This window comes from Sphingobium sp. B11D3D (genome assembly GCF_025961755.1).
In the GTDB taxonomy this organism is placed as follows: domain Bacteria; phylum Pseudomonadota; class Alphaproteobacteria; order Sphingomonadales; family Sphingomonadaceae; genus Sphingobium.
In genome coordinates, this window is record NZ_JAOQOG010000001.1 from 1,196,180 (window position 1) to 1,215,853 (window position 19,674).

General features: G+C 65.7%; 17 protein-coding genes, 1 tRNA gene and 1 pseudogene. 6 read left to right on the forward strand and 13 right to left on the reverse strand.

Translation table 11 applies throughout. The features are described 5' to 3' along the window. Positions 1-144: 144 nt before the first annotated feature. Genes M2334_RS05660 through ligD form a run of 3 tightly spaced genes read left to right on the forward strand, consistent with a single transcriptional unit; the run spans position 145 to position 4,110 of the window. Positions 145-1,080, forward strand: a complete 936-nt coding sequence (locus M2334_RS05660; protein WP_264585473.1) for a Ku protein — start codon at positions 145-147, stop codon at positions 1,078-1,080. Between the two features lies 1 nt (position 1,081). Next, positions 1,082-1,585, forward strand: a complete 504-nt coding sequence (locus tag M2334_RS05665) for an MgtC/SapB family protein (protein ID WP_264570900.1) — start codon at positions 1,082-1,084, stop codon at positions 1,583-1,585. Further along, positions 1,585-4,110, forward strand: a complete 2,526-nt coding sequence (ligD, locus tag M2334_RS05670) for a DNA ligase D (protein WP_264604971.1) — start codon at positions 1,585-1,587, stop codon at positions 4,108-4,110. The genes M2334_RS05665 and ligD overlap by 1 nt, the downstream gene beginning before the upstream one ends. A gap of 117 nt (positions 4,111-4,227) precedes the next feature. On the opposite strand, the gene M2334_RS05675 is transcribed toward ligD, so the two are convergent. Genes M2334_RS05675 through M2334_RS05690 form a run of 4 tightly spaced genes read right to left on the reverse strand, consistent with a single transcriptional unit; the run spans position 4,228 to position 8,942 of the window. Beyond that, a complete protein-coding gene (locus tag M2334_RS05675; RefSeq protein ID WP_264604972.1) occupies positions 4,228-5,436 on the reverse strand; it encodes an ABC transporter permease in 1,209 nt (402 codons plus the stop codon). Beyond that, positions 5,436-6,149: an ABC transporter ATP-binding protein gene (locus M2334_RS05680; RefSeq protein WP_264570898.1), complete on the reverse strand. Its 714-nt coding sequence runs from the start codon at positions 6,147-6,149 to the stop codon at positions 5,436-5,438. The genes M2334_RS05675 and M2334_RS05680 overlap by 1 nt, the downstream gene beginning before the upstream one ends. Beyond that, entirely contained in the window at positions 6,139-7,485 is a 1,347-nt protein-coding gene (locus tag M2334_RS05685; protein ID WP_264604973.1) for an efflux RND transporter periplasmic adaptor subunit, read from the reverse strand. The genes M2334_RS05680 and M2334_RS05685 overlap by 11 nt, the downstream gene beginning before the upstream one ends. A gap of 14 nt (positions 7,486-7,499) precedes the next feature. Next, the gene (locus tag M2334_RS05690) at positions 7,500-8,942 is read right to left on the reverse strand and encodes an efflux transporter outer membrane subunit (protein ID WP_264594131.1); all 1,443 of its coding nucleotides are present in this window, start codon (positions 8,940-8,942) and stop codon (positions 7,500-7,502) included. 692 nt (positions 8,943-9,634) lie between these two features. Between M2334_RS05690 and M2334_RS16725 the strand changes: the two are divergent. Beyond that, positions 9,635-9,730: pseudogene (locus tag M2334_RS16725) on the forward strand (PEPxxWA-CTERM sorting domain-containing protein); the annotation flags it as partial. 59 nt (positions 9,731-9,789) lie between these two features. On the opposite strand, the gene M2334_RS05700 reads toward M2334_RS16725, so the two are convergent. After that, positions 9,790-12,405, reverse strand: coding sequence for a glycosyl hydrolase 115 family protein (locus tag M2334_RS05700; protein ID WP_264604975.1), 2,616 nt, complete (start codon positions 12,403-12,405; stop codon positions 9,790-9,792). A gap of 467 nt (positions 12,406-12,872) precedes the next feature. On the opposite strand from M2334_RS05700, the gene M2334_RS05705 reads away from it, so the two are divergent. Beyond that, positions 12,873-13,205: a hypothetical protein gene (locus tag M2334_RS05705; protein WP_264604976.1), complete on the forward strand. Its 333-nt coding sequence runs from the start codon at positions 12,873-12,875 to the stop codon at positions 13,203-13,205. A gap of 45 nt (positions 13,206-13,250) precedes the next feature. Here the strand turns inward: M2334_RS05705 and M2334_RS05710 are convergent. From M2334_RS05710 to dapB, 8 genes are all read right to left on the reverse strand, one after another. Beyond that, positions 13,251-13,325 (reverse strand) — tRNA-Thr (locus tag M2334_RS05710). A gap of 65 nt (positions 13,326-13,390) precedes the next feature. After that, positions 13,391-13,783: a hypothetical protein gene (locus tag M2334_RS05715; RefSeq protein ID WP_264604977.1), complete on the reverse strand. Its 393-nt coding sequence runs from the start codon at positions 13,781-13,783 to the stop codon at positions 13,391-13,393. A gap of 68 nt (positions 13,784-13,851) precedes the next feature. Then, on the reverse strand, positions 13,852-14,334 hold the full coding sequence (locus M2334_RS05720) for a lysozyme (RefSeq protein WP_264570891.1): 483 nt from the start codon (positions 14,332-14,334) through the stop codon (positions 13,852-13,854). Further along, a complete protein-coding gene (locus M2334_RS05725; protein ID WP_264573287.1) occupies positions 14,331-14,594 on the reverse strand; it encodes a hypothetical protein in 264 nt (87 codons plus the stop codon). Before M2334_RS05725 ends, M2334_RS05720 begins: the two co-directional genes overlap by 4 nt. Further along, the gene (locus M2334_RS05730) at positions 14,591-16,984 is read right to left on the reverse strand and encodes a sialate O-acetylesterase (protein ID WP_264604978.1); all 2,394 of its coding nucleotides are present in this window, start codon (positions 16,982-16,984) and stop codon (positions 14,591-14,593) included. The genes M2334_RS05725 and M2334_RS05730 overlap by 4 nt, the downstream gene beginning before the upstream one ends. Before the next feature lie 128 nt (positions 16,985-17,112). Continuing rightward, positions 17,113-17,379, reverse strand: a complete 267-nt coding sequence (locus tag M2334_RS05735) for a spike base protein, RCAP_Rcc01079 family (protein WP_264594149.1) — start codon at positions 17,377-17,379, stop codon at positions 17,113-17,115. Between the two features lie 104 nt (positions 17,380-17,483). Next, on the reverse strand, positions 17,484-18,140 hold the full coding sequence (nth, locus tag M2334_RS05740) for an endonuclease III (protein WP_264594150.1): 657 nt from the start codon (positions 18,138-18,140) through the stop codon (positions 17,484-17,486). Positions 18,141-18,143: 3 nt separating this feature from the next. Further along, positions 18,144-18,911, reverse strand: coding sequence for a 4-hydroxy-tetrahydrodipicolinate reductase (dapB, locus tag M2334_RS05745; RefSeq protein WP_264604979.1), 768 nt, complete (start codon positions 18,909-18,911; stop codon positions 18,144-18,146). A gap of 41 nt (positions 18,912-18,952) precedes the next feature. Here dapB and M2334_RS05750 point away from each other — a divergent pair, with 41 nt between their 5' ends. Beyond that, on the forward strand, positions 18,953-19,654 hold the full coding sequence (locus M2334_RS05750) for an NAD-dependent deacylase (protein ID WP_264604980.1): 702 nt from the start codon (positions 18,953-18,955) through the stop codon (positions 19,652-19,654). The last annotated feature ends 20 nt before the right edge of the window (positions 19,655-19,674 follow it).

Consider the following 19,674-nt stretch of genomic DNA (forward strand, 5'->3'; position numbering starts at 1 on the left):
TAGGACGAATGACCGCAATGTCGTCGTGTCCGGAAAGGCAGCTAATTGCCGCCTTTCGCCTAATCCCAAAATTCGTTCAAACTGCCGAGGACAGCACGGGGGAACCAACCGCCGCCCCGCGGGGTTCATTCCCGGAGGTATCTCATGGCAGCGCGTGCATATTGGCGTGGGCAGATCAAGCTGGCGCTCGTTTCGATCCCCGTGGAAGTCTTTTCCGCCACGCGTTCGGGCGCCAAGATCGCCTTTCATCAGGTCCATGAGCCTAGCGGAAAGCGCATCCGCTATGAGAAGGTCGCGCCCGGCGTGGGGCCGGTGGATCGCGACGAGATCATGAAGGGCTTCGAGATTTCCAAGGGGCAGTATGTGCTGCTCGATGATGAGGAAATCGAGGCCGTGAAGATCGAGAGTCGCAAGACGCTGGACCTTGTCCAGTTCGTCGATGCAAGCGAGATCGACGTGCTCTATTACGACAAGCCTTATTATGTCGTGCCGGCGGACGATCTGGCCGAGGAAGCCTATGTGGTGCTGCGCGATGCGCTGCGGCAGGCGAAGAAGGTCGGCCTGGGACAGCTTTCCGTGCGCGGGCGGGAGCAGCTGGTCTCCATCAAGCCGTGCGGGCGCGGGCTGGTGATGGAGGTGCTGCGCTATGCCGACGAGGTGGTGAAGGCCCAGGGCTTCTTCCGCGATATCGGCGACACCAAGCCGGAGGCCGATCTGCTCGATCTCGCCACCGCGCTGATCGACAAGAAAAGCGCGCCGTTCCACCCGGCCGAATTTCAGGATCGCTACATCGAGGCGCTCGAGGGGCTGATCGAAAAAAAGCGCAAGGCCAAGGGCGGCAAGCGCATCCTCGAGGATGCCGAGGAGGCGAGCCGGCCCGGCGGCAGCAATGTCATCGATCTGATGGCTGCGCTCAAAAAGTCGGTTGGCGATGGTGGGGCTGCGAAGAAGGGCGGCACAACCAAGAGCGCGCCCGCCAAGAGCCGGGCAACCGCCAGCAAGAGCGCCAAGGCTCCGGCCTCGAAGGCGGCGGGAAGCCGGGCAACCGCATCACGGTCGAGTCGCCGCAAGAGCGCCTGACATGGATCTCAACCCCGGAACGCCGCTGCATTGGGTCGATGGGGAGGTGATGCTGCGGCTGGGCATCGCGGCGCTGCTGGGATTGGCTCTGGGGCTGGACCGGGAATTGCGCGGACACGCTGCCGGACTTCGTACCCATGGCCTCATCTGCTTTAGCGCGGCGGTGATGACGGTGAGCTCGATCTCGCTCTATCGCCAGCTGGCGACCGGCCAGTCGGGCATGGACCCGCTGCGTATCTTTGAGGCGACGGGGACGTTCGTCGGCATCATTGCGGCAGGCCTCATCGTCTTCAGCAAGGGCGAGGTCCATAATCTCACCACTGCGGCGCACATCTGGCTGGCGACCGTGGTGGGCATTGCGTGCGGTGCGGCGCAGTGGCCGCTGGTTTTGGTGGCGAGCATCGTGTCGGTGGTGATGCTGACCTTTCTGCGGCTGGTGGAGCGGCGCTGGATCGAGCCTCGCCTCGCAGACAGGCCCTCCGACAAGGAAGAGGAGAAGAGCTGATGCCCCGCAAGAGCCCCCTTGCCGATTATGATGCCAAGCGCGATTTCACGCGGACGCCCGAGCCGGCAGGCAAGCAGGAGCGCAGCCCCGGCGGCAATTTGTTTATCGTGCAAAAGCATGACGCGACCCGTCTGCACTGGGACTTCCGGCTGGAAGTGGACGGCGTGCTCAAGAGCTGGGCGGTGACCAAGGGGCCAAGCGTGGACCCGGACGACAAGCGCCTCGCCGTGCGGACGGAGGATCATCCGCTCTCCTACGCGACGTTCGAGGGGATCATCCCCAAGGGTGAATATGGCGGCGGCACGGTGATGCTGTGGGACAAGGGTAGCTGGGCACCGGTGGAAGGCAAGAGCGCCAAGGACATCGAAAAGGGCCACCTCCATTTCCGGCTGGAAGGCGAGCGGATGAAGGGCGAATGGCTGCTGGTGCGGATGAAGCCGCGCCCTGGCGAAAAGCGCGAGAACTGGCTGCTGCGCAAGATCGACGACGCATTCGCCGGCACCGGCGACGTTCTGGTGGAGCAATCACTGACATCCGTGCTCACCGACCGCACCATGGCGGAGATCGCGGCGGATACGGCAGGCGCGCAGTCGCTGGCCGGCAAGAAGGGCAAGGCCTTCACCCAGGCGATGGAGGCCGCCGCCGCGCATAATGACAAGGCTGCCAAGAAGGCGGCGGCGCCAGCACGCCGTACGTCGAAAGCTCAGTCGAAAGCCAAGCGGCCGGATTTCCAGTCCGTGCAGCTGGCGACCCTGGTTGATGCGGTGCCAACGGGCAATGAGTGGATGCACGAGATCAAGTTCGACGGCTATCGTGCACTCGCAGCCGTCAACGGCGCGGATGTTCGGCTCTTTACGCGCAGCGGCCTCGACTGGACGGACAAGTTTCAGCCCATTGCCGACGCCTTGGCCGCGCTGGATCTGCCGCCCGCGCTGATTGACGGCGAGATCGTGGCGCTGGGTAAGGGCGGCAATCCCGATTTCTCGACCTTGCAGGCCGCGCTCAAGGGTGAGGGCAAGGCTGCGCTGAGCTTCTTCGCCTTCGATCTGCTGAGCCTCGATGGCGCGGACCTGCGCGGCAGTTCGAACATCGAGCGCAAGGAGCGGCTGGAATCGCTGCTCCACGCGGCACAGGCGCCGCTTCATGTCGCCGATCATGTCATAGGCGCGGGCGAGAAGCTGTTTACGGCCATGTGTAAAGCGGGTGGTGAGGGGATTATCTCCAAGCGCATCGATGCGCCCTATCGCGGCGCGCGGACCCGCAACTGGCTCAAGGTCAAATGTACGCTGCGGCAGGAGTTCGTGCTGATCGGCTGGAGCCGCAGCAGCGCCAAGGGGCGTCCGTTTGCCTCGCTTCTGCTGGGCCAGCGAGAGGGGCAGGTGCTGGTCTACAAGGGCAAGGTCGGCACTGGCTTCGATGCGGCGACGATGGACGATCTCGCGGCTCGCTTCGCCACCCGCGCGCGCAAGACCCCGGCGGCCGAGGTGCCTCGGACCGAGGCACGCGGCGCGCAGTGGATCAAGCCGGATCTGGTTGCCGAGGTGGCCTTTGCGGAATTTACCGGCGACGGCCGAGTTCGGCATGGCAGCTTCCTGGGGCTGCGCAGCGACAAGGATGCGACCGCCGTGACGCCCGAAAAGAAAGCCCCCGCACCCAAGGCGAATAGCGAAGTGCCGATCTCCAACCGGGAGCGTGTGATCTTCCCCGAGAGCGGGCAGACCAAGGGCGATCTCGCCGATTATTATGCGGCGATCGCGCCGATCATGCTGCCTTTCGTCTCGGATCGGCCGATCAGCCTTGTGCGCTGTCCGCAAGGCCGGGCGAAGCAGTGCTTTTTCCAGAAGCATGATAGCGGTTCGTTCGGCGCCCATGTGCATCATGTGCCCATTCGCGAGAAGGATGGCGGCACGGAGGATTATCTCTACGTGCAGGACAGCGAGGGCCTGCTCGCCTGCGTGCAGATGGGGACTATCGAGTTCCACGGCTGGGCCGCGCGGGCCAGCGATGTCGAGCATCCTGACAAGATGATCTTCGATCTCGATCCCGATGAGGCGCTGGATTTCTCCGAGATCATCCGCGCGGCCCGGGATATCCGCCGGCGACTGGAGGATATCGGGCTGGTCAGCTTCGCCATGCTGTCCGGCGGCAAGGGCGTGCATGTGGTCGTTCCGCTCACGCCGGGGCATGATTGGGACACGCACAAGGATTTTTCGCATCGCTTCGCAGAGGCGATGAGCATGGCCGAGCCGGAGCGCTTCGTCGCCACGATGAGCAAGGCCAAGCGCAAGGGGCGCATCTTCATCGATTATCTGCGCAACCAGCGGGGCGGCACGGCGGTGGTGCTCTATTCCGCGCGCGCCCGTGCTGGCGCGCCGGTTGCGGTGCCGATCAGCTGGGAGGAGCTGGAGGATGCGAAGGATGCGCATCCGTTCAGCATCGCGGATGCGGAGGCCTTGATCGAGCGGTCACGGGACAAGTCGCTGCGGGGCTGGGGATTGATGGCGCAGAGCTTGCCGGAGTTGTAAGCCTGTACCCTACCCGTTCGTGTCGAGCGAAGTCGAGACACGCCAGCGCTACCCTCACGTGTCTCGACTACGCTCGACACGAACGGAAGAAGGGGAGTGAGGGCGTGCAGTTAACCCCTATTCGTGCCGAAGCGCGTCGATAGGGTTCAGGGCCGCCGCCCTGCGAGCCGGGAAGAAGCCGAACACCACCCCGATCAGCGCGGAGATGCAGAAGGCAAAGACGTTGATCTGCGCGTCGAACGTCCACGGCACCTGCATCAAGGGCGTCGCCACGGCGATGGCGATCTGGGCCAACAGCAGGCCGATCGCGCCGCCGAGGCAGGAGAGCACGACTGCCTCGACCAGGAACTGCAGCAGCACCTCGCGCTGCACCGCGCCGATGGCGAGGCGGATGCCGATTTCGCGGGTCCGTTCCGTCACGGAGACGAGCATGATGTTCATGATGCCGATGCCGCCGACTACAAGGCTGATGCCCGCCACTGCTGCGACGATTCGCGTCAGCAGCGTGGTTGTGCCGGTCAGCGTGTCGGAAATCTGGCGGGTGTCGAAAATGTTGAAGTCATCTTCCTTGCCGCCGGTGATCTTCCGCCGGTCCCGCAGCAGGTCGGTGAGGGAGGCCTGCACCTGCTGGGTCGAATAGGCTTGATCGACGCCCACCATCAGCAGGCGGATATCCGTCGTCCCGGTAAAGCGCCGCTGCACGGCCTTGATCGGCATGATGACGACATCGTCCTGATCGCCGCCGAAGCCGGCCTGTCCGCGCGTGCTCAGCGTGCCGACGATGTCGCAGCTGACATCGCCAATGCGGAAGCGCTTGCCGATAGCATCGTCGCCCCGGAAGAGATTGCGCTGCACGGTCGAGCCGATGATGCACACGGCCTTGCCGGCGATTTCCTCCGCCGGGGTAAACATGCGCCCAGCGCTCAGCGGCCATGGCTGCACCTTGAAATAATCCATCGTCGTGCCGTTGATCGTCGTCGACCAGTTGGCACCCTCATAGATCGCCGTCGCGCTGGCCTGCGCCTGCGGTGCGACCGCGGTAACGCCCGCCACCTGCTGCTGAATGGCCGTTACGTCCGAGGGTTCGAACTCGGGCGGACGCGGCCCGCCGCCCCCCCGGCCGAAGCCTTGGCCGGGCCGCACCTGCAGGATGTTGGTGCCAAGCGCCGCGATCTGCTGTTGCACGGCGGCTGTCGTTGCCTTGCCCAGCGTCACCATGGTCACGACCGCCGCAACGCCGATGATGATGCCCAGCGTCGTCAGGAAGGAGCGCAGCTTGTGCCGCAGGATCGAGCGCAGCGCGAGGAGGAAGGTGGTGCCCAGCATCAGTGCATCGCCCTTTTGCCGGCGCCCTGTTCGATGCGGTCGACCAGCCCGTCCTTGAAATGCACGATGGTGCGGGCGAACTCGGCCATGTCCGGCTCGTGCGTCACCATGAGCACGGTGATGCCCGCATCCCGATTGAGGCCGCTCAGCAATTCCATGATCTCCACCGAGCGCTCGCTGTCGAGATTGCCGGTGGGTTCGTCGGCGAGCAGCACATCGGGATTGGTGACGATGGCGCGCGCGATGGCGACACGCTGTTGCTGGCCGCCGGAAAGTTCGGCGGGCGTATGGTCCCACCATTTATCCAGCCCGACCTTCTCAAGGGCGCTCATTGCCGCCTCCCGCCGCGCATCCTTGGCATCGCCGCGATAGAGCAGGGGGAGCTCGACATTTTCGAGCGCGGTCGTGCGCGCCAGCAGGTTGAAGCCCTGGAAGACGAAGCCGAGATATTTGCGGCGCAGCAGTGCCCGCTGATCCCGGTCCAGCGTCTCGACATGCACGCCCTTGAACATGAAGGCGCCCGAGGTCGGCACATCGAGGCAGCCGAGGATGTTCATCGCCGTCGACTTGCCGGAGCCGGACGGGCCCATGACTGCCACGAAATCGCCCTGCGCCACGTCGAGGTCGACGCCCTTAAGCGCCTGAAACGCGGTCGCGCCCTCGCCATAAACCTTGGTGATGCCGCGCAGGGAAATGAAGGCGTTATCGGCCACTGCTGGCGGCCCCGCTGAGCTGGCTGGTGATGACGTTCATGCCCGGCTTGAGGTCGCCGGAGAGCACTTCGGTATGGAAGCCGTCGGTGTCGCCGGTGGTGATCTGCACCGCTTTCGGCTTGCCGTCCTCACCCAGTACATAGACCTGCTGCTGCGCGCCGCGACCCACGGTGACGCTGCGGTCATTGCCGCCGCCTCTGCGGCGCGGCCCCATGGAGAGCGCGCCGGTGATGCCGGACTGGCCGCCGCCAGCCTGGCTGCCGCCCTGCGCCTGCGGGGAGAAGCGCAGCGCCGCGTTGGGCACCAGCAGCACATCCTTCTTGTCGGACGTGACGATGTCCGCCGTCGCCGTCATGCCGGGGCGCAGATCGAGCTTCTCGTTATCGACGCTGAGGTCGGCGGCATAGGAGACGACCTGACCCGTGGTGCCGCTCGCGGACGTGCTCGACGTCGAGGATGCGCTGGCCGCGCTGGCCGAGAGATTGGAGCCGATGTCGACCCGGGTGATGACGGCCGGGAAGGTCCGCTCAGGGAAGGCGTCCACGATGAACGTCGCCTTCTGGCCTTCCTTGACCGTGCCGACATCGGCTTCGTCAATGGCCACCTCCAGCTTCATCTTGGAGAGATCCTCGGCGATCACGAACAGGGTCGGCGTGTTGAACGAGGCCGCGACCGTCTGGCCGGGGTCGACCTGACGGGCGAGCACGACGCCAGCCACGGGCGAGCGGATGATCGCCCGGGCGCGCTGCGTCTGGTTCTGGGAAAGCGCGGCCTGGCTGGCGACGACATTGGCCTCGGCTACCCGCAGCGCAGCCTGCGCGCGCTGCACATTGGCGCGTCCGGTCTGCAACTCGGTCTTGGAGGGGACACGTCCGCCGGAAAGCCGGGCGACCTCTTCCAGCCGGGCAAGCTGCGCCTGCGATTCGGAGAGTGTGGCCTTGGCCTGCGCCACCTGCGCCTGATTGGCGGCAAGCTGGGCGCGGCCCTGGCGAATCTGGTCCTCGATCTGCTCGGGGTCGATCTCGGCCAGCGGCTGGCCCTGCGTCACGCGGTCGTTCACGTCCACCAGCACGCGCACCACCAGACCGGAGAGCTGCGAACCGACCGTCACCTGATTGGTCGGCGCCAGCTTGCCGGTCGCCGAGACAGTGGTGACGAGGTGGCTGCGCTGAACGGGCGCGGTCACATAGCCGGGCGCCTCTGCGCTGCCGAAGAAGCGCCAGGCGAGCAGAATGAGCAGCAGCGCGCCGGCGACGATGGCGACCCATTTGAAATGGCGACGCCAGGCCGGCTGCGGCTTCACGCCGAGAAAATCATCGAGTTGCTGATCTGCCATGCTTGTGCTTCCGGTCATTGAGGCGCGGTCGGCGTGACGGTGGCATCCCACCCGCCACCCAGTGCGGTGTAAAGAGCGATCAGGGCGGTTGCCTTGTCGGCGCGGGCTTGCACCAGGCCGTTGCGGGCCGAGATGAGCGAGGCTTCCTGCGTGTTGAGCGTGGTGAAGTCAGTGAGGCCGGTGCGATACTGGTCCCGCGCGAGCAAAGCGGAGGTGTTGGCCGCATCGAAGGCGATGGCGAACTGTCGTTCCCGCTCACCGGCGGTGCGCAGCGCAACCAGCGCGTTCTCGACATCTTCCAGCGCGGTCAGCACGGTCGACCGATAGCTGGCGAAGGCGCCTTCCGCACCCGCCTGCGCGGAGCGGATCTGGGCGCTGGTGCGGCCGCCATCGAAAATGAGCTGGCTGAGGCTCGCAAACAGGCTGCCGGTGATCGTATCGAGCACGCTGCCGATGCTGGTGGCGCCCGCGCTGAGGCTACCGCCGATGCTGAGTGCCGGGAAAAGCTGCGCGCGCGAGACGCCGATCTGCGCGGTAGTGGCGGCGAGGTTTCGCTCGGCGGCACGCACGTCGGGGCGCTGGCGCAGCACGTCGGCGGGGATGCCGGCAGCGATCTCCTCCGGTCCATGGGGGATCGGCTTGGGCGCTGCCAGCATCTCCTTGAGCGCGCCGGGCGCCTGTCCGGTCAACACGCCGATGCGGGAGACAGCGGCATTATACTGCTGCTCAATCTGTGGCACGCTGGCGGCAGTCTGTGCCCGGCTCGCGCGTGCTTGCTCGGCATCCAGCGAAGAAACCAGCCCGGCCTGCACGCGGAAGCCGGCGATCTCCAGATTATCGTCCTGAATCGCCAGGCTCGACCGCGCGTTCTCGATCTGCGCCTGATAGGCGCGCGCCAGCACATAATTGCGCGCGACCTCGCTTTGCACCGAGAGCAGCACGGTCGCATAATCGAAGCCCGCGCCTTCATATTGCGCCCGGCTGGCGGCCACGGAGCTGCGCACGCCGCCGAAGAGATCGAGCTGGTAGCTGGCGTCTAGCCCCAGCGAGAAGCTGTCGGTGCCGCCGTCGCCAACGGTTACGACCGAGCCGTCCGGCAGCGTCGTCGTCCTGTCGCCGCCCCGCAGCGGCTCGGTCCGGCGGTAACCGGCCGAGCCACTGGCCGAGGGCAGGAGGCTCGAGCGGCTGACCACCAGCGCCTCGCGCGCCTGCCGCAGCCGCGCCGTCGCCTGTGCGAGGTCGAGATTGGATTGCGCGGCCTGCTCCACCAACTGGCCCAGAACCGGATCATCGAAGCTCTGCCACCAGCGGGTCAGGTCCGCCCGGTCCGGCGTTGCCGGCACGGACCACTGATCGGGCACCCCCAGAGCGGATGCGCTTTTTGGCTCATAAGCGGGAGCCATGGTGCAGGATGGCAGCAGGACGATGCCCGATAGCAGCAGGAATGCGCGGTTCATGCCCGATGAATGGGTGAGCGCGCAATTTTCGTCCAGCCGCAAATTGTCACAAATTATACCGAACGGGTAGATTGCCGCTACGGAACGCTGCGCGAAGCGGCCTTATCCATTCCTTAAGATATTGATGGTTAAGGAAGTTGTTCGGTGAATGCGCGTCGATTATCATGGCTGCAACAGGGCCGGATTGTCGCAAGCGACGCACCAGGACGGAGCCCGATCTTCTTCGAGAGAACAGCATGATGAACGTGAGGCTTGGCGCTGCGGCGCTCGCATTGTCTTTGGTGTCGGTCCCCGCTTTGGCGACCTCGACCATTACCGACGGGATCAACAACCCAGCAGGCCAGTGGGCCGGCATCGATTATTGGGGCGTTCAGGTCTCCCAATTCTCGACCGTGGACCAGACATTCACGTTCAACCTGCCGACCTACAGCAAGGTGGATCTGTTTCTGAGCGGTTCGCCGAAATTCCAGTTCACGGACATTTTGCTCAACGGCACGAGCATCGCCAGCAATCTGACGCCGGGCTGGTCCAACGCGCTGATCGGTTCCGGCTTTGCCGATGCCGGGTCGGTAACCCTGCAGTTCAAGGCGAACTACACCTGCCCCGATTGCTGGGGCGACTGGTTCGGCGGCTATGTGCAGGTAAGCGAGGCGGCCTATAATCCGCCTGTGACGCCGCCGGCCTCCAATCCCATTCCTGAGCCTGCGACCTGGGCGCTGATGCTCGGCGGCCTGGCGTTGGTCGGCATCGTCATGCGCCGACGCAAGGTGTCGGTCAGCTTCGGCTGACCGGTTCCGTCCGTCGCAAAAGGAAGAGAGCGCCGGACTTCCGGCCCTTTTTTCATGGGTCATGCCGGAGCAGGCCTGCGGCCCTCTCCGGCAGCGATGGTCAGCACCAGCTTTTCCAGCACGACATTGTCGTCCATCCGCCAGATGCTGATCCGGTGCCGCCCGGCCTCAATCGGGCCGAGATCGGCGGTCAGGCGTAGGCTGTTGTCGATGACCGCCTCGGCCCAGCGCCGCTTGGCGGGCGTGTCCTGCGCGCCGCCCGTCGGCTCCAGCACGGCTCGCAAGACCATGACCGGGCCGTCGTCCAGAGACACACCGAGCGCGACTCCGGCCTGTCCCATCGTATCCAGCGTGGGGACCAGATGGGCCGTGATTTGGCCGGTCCCGGCATGGGGAACGTCCACCTCATAATCGAGCGCGACCCCGTCGGCCGGCGTGGTCGGCGGCCTGCCTTGCGGCAGAGCCACCACCGCACTGCCGCCCTGACCGAGATGGGCGATGGGCGTCCAGCGCAGGCCCTTGGCATGGCGCGCGCGGGCGAAGTCGCTCGCGGCGATCGTGATGACGCGGGGGTCTGCAGGGCGGGGCGTGACGAACACGGGCGCACCCTTCGTTGTGCCATCGCCGACCCGTGAGATGCTGGGCATGCTCTGCTGGGTCGGCTGCTGCCAGATGACATAGCCGATGTGCACCTGCGCCATCATGCCATCCCACTTGCCGCCATTGAGCGTATGATAGTGTGCGGTCAGATCGGCATCGCGCTGGTAGCTCGTTTCCACCATGTCCGCGAAATAGTTGGCGCGCGGGTCGTTGTCCTGCGCCAGCCGCTTGTTCCACGCCGCGCCATAATAGAGCCGGTACAGATTGGCCATCGCGCTGATCGGATAGGCGAGGAGCTGATCATAAGCATCGTGCTGCTCGGGGCGTAGCCGCGTCCGCGTGGCGAGCATCCGGCGTTCGAGCGCATCCCACTCAGCGACCATCGCCCCGAACACGCCCCCGTCCAGCGCTCGCGGTGTGATGTCGCCCAGCGGGAAGCTGTCCTGATCGATCAGTTCGGGTTTCCGCCGCGCGGCACATTGGCTGTAGGCCGTTATCATCGCACCGATCGCCTCGGCCTGTTCGGGTCCGAATGTCGCCGCCGCCCAGCGCGCCGGATAGACGGCCAGCGCCTGCGGCGTCATGGCCTCGGGATTCCAGGCCATCGTCAGAAAGAAGCTGAGCGGATATTCCATGGGCTTGATGTCGCCCACATTGACGATCCACATCGCCCGCGCATCACGCTGCCAGGCCAGGTCCATCTGCTGCCAGACCTTCTCGATCTGGTTGGTGTTCAGCCACTTGTAGTTGCGCGGCACGCCCACATAATCGAAGTGATAATAGACGCCGTAGCCACCGCTGCGCGGCCTTGCGGCGGGATCGGGCAGGCGGCGGATCTGCCCCCAATTGTCGTCGGCAAAGAGCAGGATGACATCGTCGGGCACCTGCATGCCGTGATCGTAATAATCCTGCACTTCCTTGTAGAGCGCCCAGACCTGCGGGGTCTTGTCCGCGCTCTGGCCGGTCGCCTGCCCGATAATGGCGCGCTGGTCCGTCACGATCTGTTCGAGCAGCGGGATCGCGGTGCCTTCCGCCATAGCCTCGTCGCCATCGCCGCGCATCCCGATGGTAACGACGGACTCATAGCGCCCGCCATTCCCTTTCGACATCATGCGGGCGATCCCGCCGCGCCAGAATTCGCGCAGATTGTCGGCGTTGGTCGTGTAATCCCAGCGTCCGCCGGTCACGCCGCCTTCAGGATTGCGGTGCCACTCGTCCTGCGCCCGGAGCATCGGCTCGTGGTGGGAATTGCCCATCACCACGCCCATTTCATCGGCAAGGATCATGTTCTGCGGGTCGTCGGCGGCGAAAGCGCGCGGCGCCCACATCGCCGGCCAGAGATAATTGCCCTTCAAGCGCAGCAGTAGCTCGAAGACATGGGCGTACATCGCGGCGTTGAAGCCGCCGAACGTCTTTTCCGCCCAACTGCTCAGGCAGGGTGCCTCGTCGTTGATGAAGAACCCTCGGTAGCGCACCTTGGGCTGATCCCGCACCGGCGTGGCGGCGATCGACACGTCCGGCCGTCGCCTGACCGGCACATCGGCAAACCAGTGCCATGGCGAGACGCCGATTTGCTCGGAGACATCATAGGTGCCGAACACGGCGCCGCGCCGATCCGATCCCACGATCACCAGCGCGCGCTCGATCCCCTCGGCCGGATGATCCACGACGATCCGCCGAAAGGCTTCCCAGGCCCCCGCAAGATCACCCACGTCGATCTTTCCGGCAGCGATCAGACGGTCGATCAGCCGGCTTTGGCCCAGCACGCCGATGATGACAGCCCCGCCGGAAGGCGCGCTTCCATGGCCCTTCGATACGCGCGCAGCCGTGCCGCACACCCGCCCAATATCTTCCGCGAATCGCGTGGCGACATGCCCCACCGCACTGTCGGCCTCGTTATCGATTATCACCCCAGCCGGCACGCCGCTGCGGATCAGCGGGAAGGGCGCTTGCGCCCCCAATCCCAGCGTCCCGGCGCGCGCGGAGAGTGGAGAGCCTAGCAAAGCGAGCGTCCCGGCAGCCGCGCCTCCCATCAGCCGTCGCCGCGTGACTCCGCTGGCCGCGTGCTCGCGCATGATCCGCTCCCTTCACTCTTCGCCTGTCTGCGGCGCCTCAGCGCATCATCACGCGTTTTACTCCGACAAATAAAGTGCAAATAGTTGAGCCCGCTGTCAAATGTACCGTACCGTTTTAATACGATTTTCGGTCGACCAGAGGCGCGCCGGCGGCAGTGCTTCTGCGGGCATCAATTGGGCATGACGCGCGGATGCTCGCGTGGTCGGAGCATGCCATATGCCAGGGTTTCAGCCATTCTGGCGGAGTTTGGGTTGCTGGGCTCAACTTGGGTCGCGCAGGGAACTCTCCATCGCGGCGCCAAACGATCCATATTTTGCATCAAATCGAGAGGCCGCGGCGCCGCTCGGCGCACGGTTTTCCCTACGCGGATGGCAATTGCTCCGCCCAAAAAAGGGTGTAAACGCTCAAGGTGGCAGAAGGTTGCACCGGCCTGTAAATGCTTCGGGGCGTCGACGGGGGACTTTACGTGATCAAAGATGTGATTGTCGGTTGGCGTCGCCGTTCCATGAGTCCCGTCTCTTATGCCAGTCCTGCGGGCGATGCGCTCCAGGCGTCCGGTTCGCTCAGGGACTCAATCGTTCGATTGATGGACGGAATTGCCGGTTATAAGTGGGCTTGCGAGACAACGCCCGAGCTCCCCAACACAGCTGCAGACGCGCATCTCAATCAAGTGCAGCAGCGGCGCTTTTTTGCCGGACTGTCGCGCAGTTTTCATCCCGATGAGCGCTCGGATGCAATGCACCTGAGCGCCGACTTGAACGCCCTCGACGATCGCCGGACATCCATCGGCGTCCTTTGAGGCGAAAGAGAGCGAGGTTGCATCCACCCTCACACCATGAGGAAATGGTGCCGGATGCAGGATTTGAACCCGCGACCTTCGGTTTACAAAACCGCTGCACTACCACTGTGCTAATCCGGCAAGGTCGCAACTCCCTATGATTTCGGCGCGCGGGGGTCAATCCGCAATGCGGCTCGGCAGCAAGGTCACGGCCCGGTCTGCATCTCCAGCGCCCAGGCGCGCGCCGCCTCCAGCCGGGCAGTATTCGTCGCGCAGATCAGCGCGTCGGCGCGGTCAAGAAGGATGGGATCGCGACCGGATCGGTCAACAGGCTGGGCATCGCCGGGCGCGGGCAGGCCGGGGCGATCGGGAGCACAGGCTGCGGGCGCGGCTGGCAGGCGCACAACGCGATCGCGATAGACAAGGGTGAGAGCCTCGCTCTTCTGTTCGGCAGCATCGTTGAGCCTCCTGTTGTGGACGCGCAGCGCGGCGACCTGCGCGTCGAAATCCGCCTGCGCCTTGGCCTGGGCGGCGCGATAATCCTGACGAGCCTGTGCGAGTGCGGCGGCATGGCGTGCGCGCAGATGGTCAACCCGCATCCCCCATGCCAGCGCGAGAATAAGAGTTAGAGCGAGCGCGCCGGCGGCGGTGGGCCATCCTTGCAGCGTCACAGGTTGGTCAGGCAGAGCCGGCGCTCTGCCTCCCGCCGGTTGACCAGCCCCTGCACGCGCCGCCCATCGACCATCACCCAGAGCCGGAACGCGTCGCAGCCGCCCGGCCAATCGCCCGCATTGAACCGCCGCGCGACCGTCGAGCGCGCAAAGGCCGCCTCGCCAATATTGTAGGTGAGCGAGATGGCAGCCGCGAACTGATAGGGACGATCCTTGAGCGCTGGCACGGCGCGCAGCACCGCGGGCGCCCAGTCGGCGGCCAGCGTTCGGTCCAGCATCGCCGCGCATTCGGCGGGCGTGTAACGCCGCATCGGTACGCGGGTCTCGCCGGTGCAGACCGTCCAAATGCCCGCGATGTCGCGATAAGGGTCGGTCCGTGTCCCTTCCCATCGCGCGATGAACGGCGCCGCGATCATGATGGCGAGGCCGATGAAAGCGCTGCCGACCGCGCCGCCCAGCAGCGTGTCCCGCGCGTTCATTTGCTCAAGCCCTTGAAGGCCGCGAACGCGGCGATCATCGAGGCGATGAAACCCGCCACCCATCGGCTCCAGCGCAGCCAAAGCTTCGCCGCGCGCCAGGCTTCGATCACTTCCATGGTCCGCTTGGTGTCCTGCTCGACCAGCGCAAGCCGTTCGGATGCGCGGCCGATTTCCTGCGCCTGCCGGTCGACCGTCTCGGCAAGGCTTTCCACCTTGCCGATCAGTTGATCCAGCTTCCGCGCGAGTTGCGGGCCGGTCATCGTGTCACCGCATCCTTTGCGTCGCCATCGCAGCGATAGAGCGCGACGATATCCGCTTCATCGCCGGTGAGCGGCGCGCTCGGGCAGGTGTAGCTCGTGCCGCTGTAGCGCTCGCTGTTTAACACCGCCCATTCATCCAGCGCGCCGCCGGTGAGCCCGTATTCGCCATTGTGGTTGCGGAGCGAATAGCCCGAGGTGGCCGGCACGATCGTCTCGCCGAACGCGGCATAATTCTCGCGCGTGCCGGGAAGGCCATCGGTGACGTTGGTCACATAGAGCGCCAGCCCTCCCGGCCCGGCCTGGCAGGCGACATGGTAGCGCTTGCCGGGCGCCAGCACGGTGGTGCCGGTCAGGCCGCTCCAGACCCGCAGCTTGCCGGCGCCATCGATGGCGACAAAGCGGGAGCCGTTGCTTCCGAACCCGCCGAACAGCACCTGGATCGCGCCCGGGAGCGGGTCCGGGCAGGTGAAGAAGCCCTCCACGGTAATCGGCGCGAAGACCGGGCTGTAACTGCCTCGCGCGGAGCCGCCGGTCATCTGCTGGCCGAACGCGGCACCGCCGGTGCTGGCGGCGTAGGTCGTGCTCGTCTCGGCCATGCTGAGCGGGCTGATCGGCGCGATGAAGCCGCTCGGCGGGGCATTGATCGCGCCACCCGGCGTCGGCGCCGCGATGGCGATGGGGAGGGTGCTGCCCTGCACGATGCGGCCGGTGGTGATGCCGTCTCCATCGGTCCGGTCATCGCGGATCGTGTCTGCCGCCGCATTGGCCGGGCCGCTCGGGAAGTAGACCCAGAGGTCGAGCTCATGCCCGGGGCCGGGATCGTTGGCGAGCGTGATTGCGAGCGTGGTGGCGTTCACTGCGGTGACCGAGGCGACCGGGAAGCGGTTGTCGGTCGCGTTGTTGGCCATCGGGTTCACCCGGCCGCGTGGGAACACCCACAAGCGGTTGCCCGGCGTGCCGCTCAGCACGAGAGCGCTCTGGCCCACATTGCTCAGCGTAAGCGTGATCGTGGCGCCGGATCGGGTGGCGGAGAGGGGCGCGGGGCCAAGGCCCGCGCTGGCGCCATAAGAACTGCGCAGCGCGCGATACAGGTGGCGCGCCATGGTCAGCGAGCCGGCTTGTGTCTGGTGGATGCCGTCGCCGCTCATCAGCGTATCGTCCATATGGACATAGGTGCCGCCATTGGCCGCGCACCAGTCCTGTGCGCCCTTGCGGATGCGGCTCACCTGCCACGGCGTGCCCCAGCTCCGCAGCAGCCCCATGGAGGGGATGGTCCAGACGAGCTTAGAAAAGGACGGCAGGCTGTTGAGCGCGGTCAGTTGGCTGAAGAGGGTGCTCAGGGCCTGGCCATAAGCCTTGGGCGGGATGCCATAGAGGGCCTCGGTATGGCCCTGGCCCCAGACAAAGGCCTCGAAGCCATTGCCGGCCCGGTTCATCACCTCGGTGAGCGCCGTCCAGTTGCTCTGCCCGCTATAGAAGCTGGCGATGGTGGTGCCGCCGACCGCATGGCCGACAACACCACAGTTGACGCCGGTCAGCGCAATCATGCGGTTGAGATATTCACCGACGCCGACGGAATTGGGGCCGGTGCTATTGCTCAAATCAGCCGGCGTCTGCCAGGGCATGGTGGCGGCGGCGGGATTGTAGGTGTTGCCATCCACATATCGCGCCAGCACCGCGCTGTTGGCATCCGGCGCGATCCCAAGCGAAGCGAAGGTCGCCGTCGAATCGGTGGCCTGTCGCCCCAGCATCCGCACGGTGAGCGACTGACCCGCAAAGCCGGTCAGCATGCCCATGCCGACCTTGACGGTGCCGAGCTGCCAGGCGCCATCCGCGCCCTTCAGATCGATGAAGAACCAGCCAAGCCGCGCGTCCACGCCGGTTACGTCGACATAGGTGGCGCCGTTTGTGATCGTGCCGGCGGTCCATGGCGCCTGGAGAATGGTCGTGCCATCGTCGGCCGAGCGGATACGCACGCCGACCGTGCCGGCGGTGACGGTGCCAGACAGCGGCACGCGGATCGTGCCGGTGCCCTTGCCTTGGCCACCACCGCTGTTGGTCGTGCGCTGGTAAATCCGCTTCTCTTCGTAGCTCGGAAACTGCGCCAGCGTGAAGCCTGCGCTGTAACTGGCTGCGACGAGCGCCGCAGCGACCGGCCCGACGGGGTCCGCATCGGCCGACCCACTGCCGCCGGCCCCGTTCGCCAGCTCGCGCGGGCCGATCATCGATCCCGTATCGGCTGCGGACAGCACATAGCTGTTGGCGGTGGCGCCTGCGATCGGTACGCCATCGCGCAGCCATTGCCAGCCCGTCGCCGCGCCGTTCACGATGATGCCGCCCAGAGCGGTGAGCATATCGCCGACGCGCGGAGGGCTGGCGGCGCCGGTCATAGCGGGTCTGCTCGTCCAACTGGGGGCGGGCGTCGGGGTTGGTGTAGGCGTCGGCGTCGGGGAGACGCCAAGGGGCCGATGGCGGCGCGCAGACCCTGCAGCGCCGAATCCAAATCCGGGACCGACCATCAGGCAAGGCCCACAATGTCGGCCGCGGTCGTGCCGCTGGCGCGGATGTAGCGAGCGCGGATGTCGAGGATCTGCCCTGACGCGACATTCTTGAGCACCACGTCCGTGCTGGAGCCCGCCGCGCGCAGCGTGATGGCGCCGCCTGTCCCGACATAGATGGCCTTGGGCAGAGGGTCGATTTCATTGGTGGCGTGGGGCGTGATGGCAAAGGCCTCGCGCGCCGGCTGGGTGAGGGAGTCGATCTGGGTTTCGAAGCGGTCGGCCATGTCCGTGCCCTTCCTGTGGCGAGTGCTGCGGCCGAATCGCCGCAACCCCCTTAAGCCACCGGAGACGTGCTGTAGGACAGATTAAATTTGCCTATATGGTAAAATCACGGTTCCGGCGTCTTGTCCTTGAACAGGCACACATCGTTGATGATGCAGCGCCAGCATTCGGGCTTGCGGGCTTTGCAGACATAGCGGCCATGCAGGATCAGCCAGTGGTGGGCATCGCGCCGGAAGGGCTGGGGGACGCGCTTTTCCAAGCCGTTCTCGACGGCGAGTACGGTCTTCCCCGGCGCCAGTCCTGTCCGGTTGCCGACCCGGAAGATATGGGTATCGACCGCAAAGGTTTCCTCGCCGAATGCCGTGTTCATCACCACATTGGCTGTCTTGCGCCCCACGCCCGGCAGGGTGGTCAGCACGTCCCGGTCGCGCGGCACTTCGCCGCCGTAGGTCTCCACCAAGGTCTGCGAGAGCGCGATGACATTCTTGGCCTTGGTGTTGAACAGGCCGATAGTCTTGATGTGTTCCTTGAGCGCCTCCTCGCCGAGCGCCACCATGTCCGCCGGCGTTTTCACCGTTTCGAACAGCCGCCGCGTCGCCTTGTTGACGCCTGCATCGGTCGCCTGCGCGGAGAGGACGACGGCCACCAGCAGTTGGAAATCATTGCCATAGTCCAGCTCGGTGCGAGGCTCGGGATTATGCTCCGCCAGCCGCGAGAACAGCGTAAAAATCTGGTCGCGGTTGAGAATGCGCTGGCGGCTCAAGACCTACAGCCCCAGCACGTCCGCCATGGCATATCGCCCCGGCGCCTTGCCGATCAGCCATTGCGCGGCCTTCACCGCACCACGGGCGAAGATGATGCGACTTTCGGCCCGGTGACCCAGCTCGATCCGTTCCTGATCGGCTGCCAGCACCACAAGATGATCGCCTGCGACCGATCCGCCCCGCAGCGCCGCAAAACCGATGTCGCCGGCCTTGCGCGCGCCAGTGACCCCGTCGCGCCCCCGCGCGCTATGCTCGGCAAGGCTGATCCCGCGCCCGGCCGCCGCCGCTTCGCCGAGCAGTAGCGCTGTGCCGGAAGGAGCGTCCACCTTGTGGCGGTGATGCATCTCCAGAATTTCGATGTCCCAATCGTCGCCCAGTCGCGCGGCCGCTTCCTGAACGAGCGCAGCCAGCAGATTGACGCCGAGCGAGGTATTGCCCGTCTGCAGCACCGCGATCTGCGCCGACGCGCGGTCGATGGCGGAGTGATGCGCCGCTTCCAGGCCGGTCGTGCCGATCAGCAGCGGCTTCCCCGCCGCGACGCAGGCATCGAGATGCGCCTGCAGCGCGCCGGGCACCGAGAAGTCGATCAGCACGTCCGCGCTGTCTGCAAGACCCACCGCGTCGCTGGTGATCGCCGCGCCCTCTGCGCCGATGCTCCCGCCCGGCTGACTGTCCGTTCCGCCGGCCACCGCAATCCCGGCATCCGCCGCAACCCCAGCAATCGCCTGACCCATGCGCCCCCGCGCGCCAAAGATGCCGATCGCCGTCATGATGCTTGCGTCCTTCGCCCCAAATCTGTCTCATCGCGCCGATGCCAGACTCGAACGCACTTGTCATCCTCACCGGCGCCGGCATTTCGGCAGAAAGCGGCTTGGAGACCTTCCGCTCGGAAGATGGCCTGTGGGCACAGCATCGGATCGAGGATGTCTGCACGCCTCAAGCGCTGGCGCGCGATCCTGCGTTGGTCCATCGCTTCTATGATATGCGGCGCGCCGCATTGGAACGCGTCGTGCCCAATCCCGCACATGAGGCGCTCGCTCGGTTGGAAGCGCATTGGCCCGGCGAGCTCTTGCTGGTGACGCAAAATGTCGATGATCTCCACGAGCGGGGCGGCTCGCGCAACCTCCTCCATATGCATGGCGCGTTGAACAGCGCGCTGTGCGCCGCGTGCGATCATCGCCTGCCGTGGACCGGCCCTCTCCCGCCTGCCGCGGCGTGCCCTACCTGCGGCGCGCCCGCGCTGCGGCCCGACATCGTGTTTTTCGGAGAGATGCCTTATCAGATGGCCCGGATCGAAGCGGCGCTGGCCCGTGCCGATGTGTTCGTGTCGATCGGCACGTCGGGCGCTGTCTATCCGGCCGCCGGGTTCGTCCGCATGGCGCAGGCCTACGGCGCGCGCACGCTGGAGCTGAATCTCGAACCGTCAGAAGGCAGTGCCTGGTTCGATGAATCCCGCCTCGGCCCGGCGAGCCAGCTCGTGCCGGCATGGGTCGAGGAGATGCTGGCGTCCTGAACGCCGCTGCCCCGCGCTAC

Bases quoted from the DNA above. Each gene is read 5' to 3' on its own strand.
- M2334_RS05660 (WP_264585473.1), top strand. From the start codon at position 145: ATGGCAGCGCGTGCATATTGGCGTGGGCAGATCAAGCTGGCGCTCGTT.
- M2334_RS05665 (WP_264570900.1), top strand. From the start codon at position 1,082: ATGGATCTCAACCCCGGAACGCCGCTGCATTGGGTCGATGGGGAGGTG.
- ligD (WP_264604971.1), top strand. From the start codon at position 1,585: ATGCCCCGCAAGAGCCCCCTTGCCGATTATGATGCCAAGCGCGATTTC.
- M2334_RS05675 (WP_264604972.1), bottom strand. From the start codon at position 5,436: ATGCTGGGCACCACCTTCCTCCTCGCGCTGCGCTCGATCCTGCGGCAC.
- M2334_RS05685 (WP_264604973.1), bottom strand. From the start codon at position 7,485: ATGGCAGATCAGCAACTCGATGATTTTCTCGGCGTGAAGCCGCAGCCG.
- M2334_RS05690 (WP_264594131.1), bottom strand. From the start codon at position 8,942: ATGAACCGCGCATTCCTGCTGCTATCGGGCATCGTCCTGCTGCCATCC.
- M2334_RS05700 (WP_264604975.1), bottom strand. From the start codon at position 12,405: ATGCGCGAGCACGCGGCCAGCGGAGTCACGCGGCGACGGCTGATGGGA.
- M2334_RS05715 (WP_264604977.1), bottom strand. From the start codon at position 13,783: ATGCGGGTTGACCATCTGCGCGCACGCCATGCCGCCGCACTCGCACAG.
- M2334_RS05720 (WP_264570891.1), bottom strand. From the start codon at position 14,334: ATGAACGCGCGGGACACGCTGCTGGGCGGCGCGGTCGGCAGCGCTTTC.
- M2334_RS05725 (WP_264573287.1), bottom strand. From the start codon at position 14,594: ATGACCGGCCCGCAACTCGCGCGGAAGCTGGATCAACTGATCGGCAAG.
- M2334_RS05730 (WP_264604978.1), bottom strand. From the start codon at position 16,984: ATGACCGGCGCCGCCAGCCCTCCGCGCGTCGGCGATATGCTCACCGCT.
- M2334_RS05735 (WP_264594149.1), bottom strand. From the start codon at position 17,379: ATGGCCGACCGCTTCGAAACCCAGATCGACTCCCTCACCCAGCCGGCG.
- dapB (WP_264604979.1), bottom strand. From the start codon at position 18,911: ATGACGGCGATCGGCATCTTTGGCGCGCGGGGGCGCATGGGTCAGGCG.
- M2334_RS05750 (WP_264604980.1), top strand. From the start codon at position 18,953: ATGCCAGACTCGAACGCACTTGTCATCCTCACCGGCGCCGGCATTTCG.